Annotated in this window: 5 protein-coding genes and 2 tRNA genes; 6 read left to right on the forward strand and 1 reads right to left on the reverse strand. The window is 46.8% G+C overall.

Annotation, left to right across the window (positions count from 1 at the left end):
• The 4 genes from J7K41_01055 to J7K41_01070 form a co-directional block, all read left to right on the forward strand.
• On the forward strand, positions 1 to 1,531 hold a 1,531-nt coding region (locus J7K41_01055), incomplete at its 5' end, for a hypothetical protein (protein ID MCD6549284.1).
• A 38-nt stretch (positions 1,532 to 1,569) separates the two neighbouring features.
• Positions 1,570 to 1,687, forward strand: a tRNA-Gln gene (locus J7K41_01060).
• 42 nt (positions 1,688 to 1,729) lie between these two features.
• Positions 1,730 to 3,406 (forward strand): FAD-dependent thymidylate synthase, encoded by a 1,677-nt coding sequence (locus tag J7K41_01065; GenBank protein ID MCD6549285.1) that lies wholly within the window; start codon positions 1,730 to 1,732, stop codon positions 3,404 to 3,406.
• A 69-nt stretch (positions 3,407 to 3,475) separates the two neighbouring features.
• Positions 3,476 to 4,318: a DUF63 family protein gene (locus J7K41_01070; protein ID MCD6549286.1), complete on the forward strand. Its 843-nt coding sequence runs from the start codon at positions 3,476 to 3,478 to the stop codon at positions 4,316 to 4,318.
• 9 nt (positions 4,319 to 4,327) lie between these two features.
• Here J7K41_01070 and J7K41_01075 read toward each other — a convergent pair.
• Positions 4,328 to 4,401 (reverse strand) — tRNA-Arg (locus J7K41_01075).
• Between the two features lie 115 nt (positions 4,402 to 4,516).
• On the opposite strand from J7K41_01075, the gene J7K41_01080 reads away from it, so the two are divergent.
• Positions 4,517 to 4,666 carry an RNA-binding protein gene (locus tag J7K41_01080; GenBank protein MCD6549287.1) on the forward strand — a complete coding sequence of 50 codons (150 nt, stop codon included), beginning with the start codon at positions 4,517 to 4,519 and terminating at the stop codon, positions 4,664 to 4,666.
• Positions 4,667 to 4,709: 43 nt separating this feature from the next.
• Positions 4,710 to 4,961, forward strand: a complete 252-nt coding sequence (locus J7K41_01085; protein MCD6549288.1) for an elongation factor 1-beta — start codon at positions 4,710 to 4,712, stop codon at positions 4,959 to 4,961.
• Positions 4,962 to 5,170: the final 209 nt, after the last annotated feature.

The raw sequence follows: 5,170 nt of genomic DNA on the forward strand, positions 1-5,170 counted from the left end.
CACGATATCTCACAATCCCGCCACACCCGATAACACGCCGTGTCTCGCGAATTTGCATAAGGGCGAATCCTGTTTGGTTACCTGGACGGTTGTAGATGTTAACGATACAACCGCGGAGTTCTATGCGATAGGTGTCGGCGAGAACGCACCTGAGACCGAGAGCCGTCACATAAATGTGACCGTTTCAGGTAATAACACAATCAAACCCGTCATGGCCAACGTCAGCATCTCACCTTCTCAACCGAACGATGATGACGATTTGACATGTTCGGCACTCGCCATCGATAATGACTCAGCAACCCTTGTGGTCGAGTTTGAATGGTATGTGGGAGATACGCACATGCCTCAGTACGACAGCACAGAAACATGTACCAACGGTACGGTATGCAATTCTTCCGTAAAGGTACCTTCCTCAGCCACTAGTCGGGACGAGAATTGGACATGCAGCGTCCGTGCATTCGACGGTACCCATTATTCGGATTGGATGAACGATACTGTGAAGATCACACGGGTATTTCCCCCTGAGAACTGTACGAACGGTATTGATGACGACGGTGACGGTCTGGTTGACTGTAATGACCCGGATTGTTACGGTGACCCCGCATGTCGACCCCCACCGTCTCAACCACGGAGGAAGCGTATGGAGGTCGAACTCAATTCCACCTGCGCTGATCAGGATGTGTTGATAACGGTTAAACGCAGACACGGAGGTTACGTCGACGATGCGTATGTGTACGTTGACGATGAATACATCGGACGTACCGATGAGGACGGTCGCATTGTTGCCAGGTTCAGTATAGGTGAACACACCCTCAAAGTAGAGAAATCCGGGTATGACGATTACACTTACACCTATTCCTTTGAAGACTGCCGACCACCCCAACCTGTCTGCGAATGTTCTGTTGATGCTCAATGCAATACCAGCGAGTACTGTGACGGTTGCTACTGTCAGGAATTGGTCTGTCCGCCGGGTTTAGTAGCTCTGGAACATACATGTCGCATGCCGCCTGAATGCATGTCCGATGCGGATTGTCCTGAGACGAGCGTATGCATCAACAACACCTGTCAACCCGTAGAATGCGAGTGCGGATACGTTGAAAACCATACCTGCATACCTTACGAATGCTGTTACGATTCTCAGTGCGGTCCGCGAGAGGTATGCCTTAACCATACTTGTACTCCCATTACGCCTGAAGTGACCGACGAGACAGTGTTAAAGGTGAAAGGTGAGCTCGATATTCTTGAGACACGGTTACGCGAATTGAAGAAGAAAAAACCACCTGAGATGATAGAGAACATTAGCGTATACGAACAGATGATCGAACAGGCGCGTGCAGAACTTGCAGCGGGTCATGTTGAGAACGCCGAAGAAATTTTGGCCAAGGTTCGCAGTTATCTGTTCAGGGAAGAGGAGGAGAAACAGATGCGATTCTTCTGGGCACTGGCTTTGGGTGTGACTGCACTACTGTTACTGATACCTATACTGATCAAACGGAAGAAGAAAAAGAAGAAACGGAGAAAACAGAAATGATTTTAAACAGAAACAGCATTAGATAAAAACGTTCAGATAGCCCCGTCGTCTAGCGGTCAAGGATGTCAGGCTCTGGACCTGAAGACCCCGGTTCGAACCGCTTTCCTTTGGAGAGGTATTTCTCTCCGAGAAAGTGCGAGAATCCGGGCGGGGCTATCCTTTCACTTTTCTTTTTTATTGGTGTGGGAGGTGTTGTTTTTGGAAAAAAAGTCTAAAGAACGACCAACTTTAGAGAAAAAGGTTTCACGCAGACCGACGGCATTCAGTAGGGTCCCCCCGTTTCATGAGAGTGTTGACAGAGGTATCGATGAGATCGACCGCAAGATTTTGAACCGTTTCTTTACGAACGTTGATGACAACGTTTTCGTGGCCAGAGACCTTCCGCCTGAAGTTTGGGCTCTGTTTCAGGCCAGGTACAGCAGGTCGACCGCAGGGTTACGGGAAAGTTTTATAGAACTGTTACGCGATTCGCCAGAGGAGTACAAACTGTTGAGAGACCTTGCCGAATCAGGTCAACTGGAAAGGTTCTCGATAAAATCTCTGGAACGGTTGGCAGAGCAGTTTATGAAAAAATGGTACATCGAATACAGTCACGAATCGATAGCCGAAGGTGCCGTTATAGGTATAGGTGTGGAGAACATATCGATCCTCGCTACCAAGATCATAGAACGTGCGCGGTTATCTTCTTTTACCGAAAAATCTACGCGGTACGTTAGGTTTAAGGAAGGGATGTATTACACTGATCCGAACATCGAATCTTCCGAGTATGCTGAGGAATACCATAGGGTAATGCATCTTCTTTTCAAGACGTACGAAGAATTACAGGAACCGGTTTTAGAATACATCAAGACGGTTACCGATAAGGAACAGTTCGATAACAAGAAGGCATGGTTAAGAGCATGCAAGGCCAGACGGTTTGATGCGTTACGGTATCTGCTTCCCGCGTCCACGCTTACCAGTTTCGGTTGGACGGTTAACGCTAGGGAGTGCAGTTACACGTTGAGCAGTAAACTGTACGCTTCACGGTTGTACGAGTTACGCGTGCTCGCTGAGAAGTTGCACAGAGAATTGAGAAAGGTGGTACCGACGTTGATGTTGAACACTTCTCCGAGCGATTATGTGAGAGAAACCGAACAGAAATTGTACGAGATGGTTAACAGACGCGTTGGATCAGTGGTTCCTGATGCTGATGAAACAAATTCTGCATGTCTGGTTCACGGTCCGGACCCGGTATTTTTAGAGAAGATGATCACCGCATCTCTGATGTACAGATATACGCGTAATCCTGTTAGGTATGCAGACATCGCAGGTATCGTTGATAGGATGAGTTCTGAGGAAAGGAGAACGTTTTATGCAGAAGTGATGAAAAGGGTTACCCGCAAAGACCGCCCATTAAGGGAGCTTGAACATGTGTATTTCACGTTTGAGTTGACGCTAGATTACGGCGCGTTCAGGGATATCCAGAGGCATAGGATGACTACTCAGACCGAGCAACCGCTCACAGCTTTCTTAGGTTACGATGTGCCCGAGGACGTTGCGAATGCTGGAAAAGAGTACGAGGAAAAGTTCAGGTTTGCTATGGACGAAGCGAGGAGGTTGTTTGAAAAGATGTACGTTGATATGCCCGACGAAGCCCAGTACGTAGTGCCTTTAGGTTTTCGTAAACGGGTCCTCATCACATTGAACCTGCGTGAACTTTTCTACGTGATCAGATTAAGGAGCAGTAAACAGGGTCATCCGTCGTACCGTCGCATAGCACAGCAGATGTACCGCGAGATAGAAAAACGTTATCCGTGGATAGCAGAGTTTCTTGTCTGCGATTTTGATGAGCACGAACTCGGCAGGTATTCTGCAGAGGCGCGTAAACCGTACTGAACATAGTCCTTCGGATCGGTGGTTACTGTGAATGTAACCGGTTTTATCAAGACCTATTTCACAGATTATATGTGGATGCATAAGGGATACAACCTTGTGAACACTGTGACGTATGCGTTGATCGCAATATGCGCTCTTTATCTGATATACCGATTGTTTAAACGTACTCACGTGGTCATCGATAAAGTTTTTGTTTTGAACGTTATACCTTTCATCCTTCTAGGGTCAACGGTTCGTGTCGTTACCGATTCCATAGACACAGGGGTAATGCAACAGTATTCGTCAAATCCGGTTTACAGTTTTATCCTGAATTCTCACGTGTACGATTACGGATATTTCACTGTAACGCCGGGGATATACATCGTGACAACCGTTCTCATGTTGGTTTCTTTGTACATATTCAAACTCTTCAAGAGAGAAAACATGTTCGGGATACCCGCATTGATACTCTGGACGATTCATTTCTTTATCTTACTACCTATGGCTAAGAACTGGGTATATGCGGTTCTGATAATCATCCTTACACTTTCCGTATACATTGCGGCGAAACTCGTCAGGAAGAAGTATAACCTTTCGGAATGGACGGATTACATGGTGATCGCCCAGGGTTTGGACGGTGCAGCGACATTCGTTTCGATAGACATCTACAACAGGTTCAGCGAAGCGTGCACCATGTTCTCACGTTGTTACCGTGAACAGCACGTGTTATCATCTTATCTCGGTCAGCATACATTCTTCGTGTTTTTCGTTGTAAAGGTTACCTTGGCGTTGTTGGCAGGTTTCTATCTCACTTATGTTTACCGGCACAAAGAGATAAACGAACAGGTTCTCGCCTATCTGGCTCTGATAGTGATAACTATCGGTTTGGCACCCGGAATAAGGGATACGTTGCGTCTATGGGTCGGTGCGTGATAAAAAAGATGCCCCCAAGGGGATTTGAACCCCTGCCTCAGCCTCCGCAGGGCCGCGTTCTATCCAGGCTAAACTATGGGGGCGGAACTCGATCGAAGATGAACCTGGGCCAAAACATATTTAAACGTTTGTTGTTTTAAGTTTAAAGGAGGTTTCTTATTTAAATTTTGTGCTATGTTCTTGACGAGGTGAGGGATTATGAAAGTCTGTGTAACCTGTGCTGTTAGGACAGAGAACTATGCGGCGTTCAGATGTCCTGTGTGCGGTACGGAGATCGTTAGGTGTGCCCATTGCAGAGCTTCCAGCAAACCGTACGTTTGTCCCAAATGCGGATTTACAGGACCGTGAAACCGTCCTTTTTGAAAAAAGAGAGAAGGTTGGGTGATGTTTTATGGGTAAGGTGGCTATGGTGCTTCGCGTGACTCCTGAGGATCCTTCCCGTGCTGACGAACTGGCCGAACGGATAAGACAACTTAATCCTAACTCTGTGGATATCGAAGACATCGGGTTCGGGATAAAGGTGTTGAAGGTGTCATTCATCATCGATGACAGGGAAGGCGATCCCTCTTCTATCGAGGAGAAATTGAGAAACCTTGACGGTGTCAGCGAAATCGATACGTTGAGCGTTGACCTCATCTCCTAACCTATATTGTCCCCCTGAACCAAACTCCTCTCGGTACTTCAGGTTCATGTTTTTTCTTTTTTCACAAAATCGCTCGCTATTAACTCTTTCTCCATATTACTGATAAGTTGAGGTTTTCTGCCCGGTATCTTAAATACTGTAGAGTTGGAGTGATAAGGTTCTAACTACTGCCCTTCCTTTTTGTTGAATTCCCTCCTTCCGTTTCTTTA

The organism is Candidatus Micrarchaeota archaeon (assembly GCA_021163225.1).
Taxonomy (GTDB): Archaea; Micrarchaeota; Micrarchaeia; order Anstonellales; family JAGGXE01; genus JAGGXE01.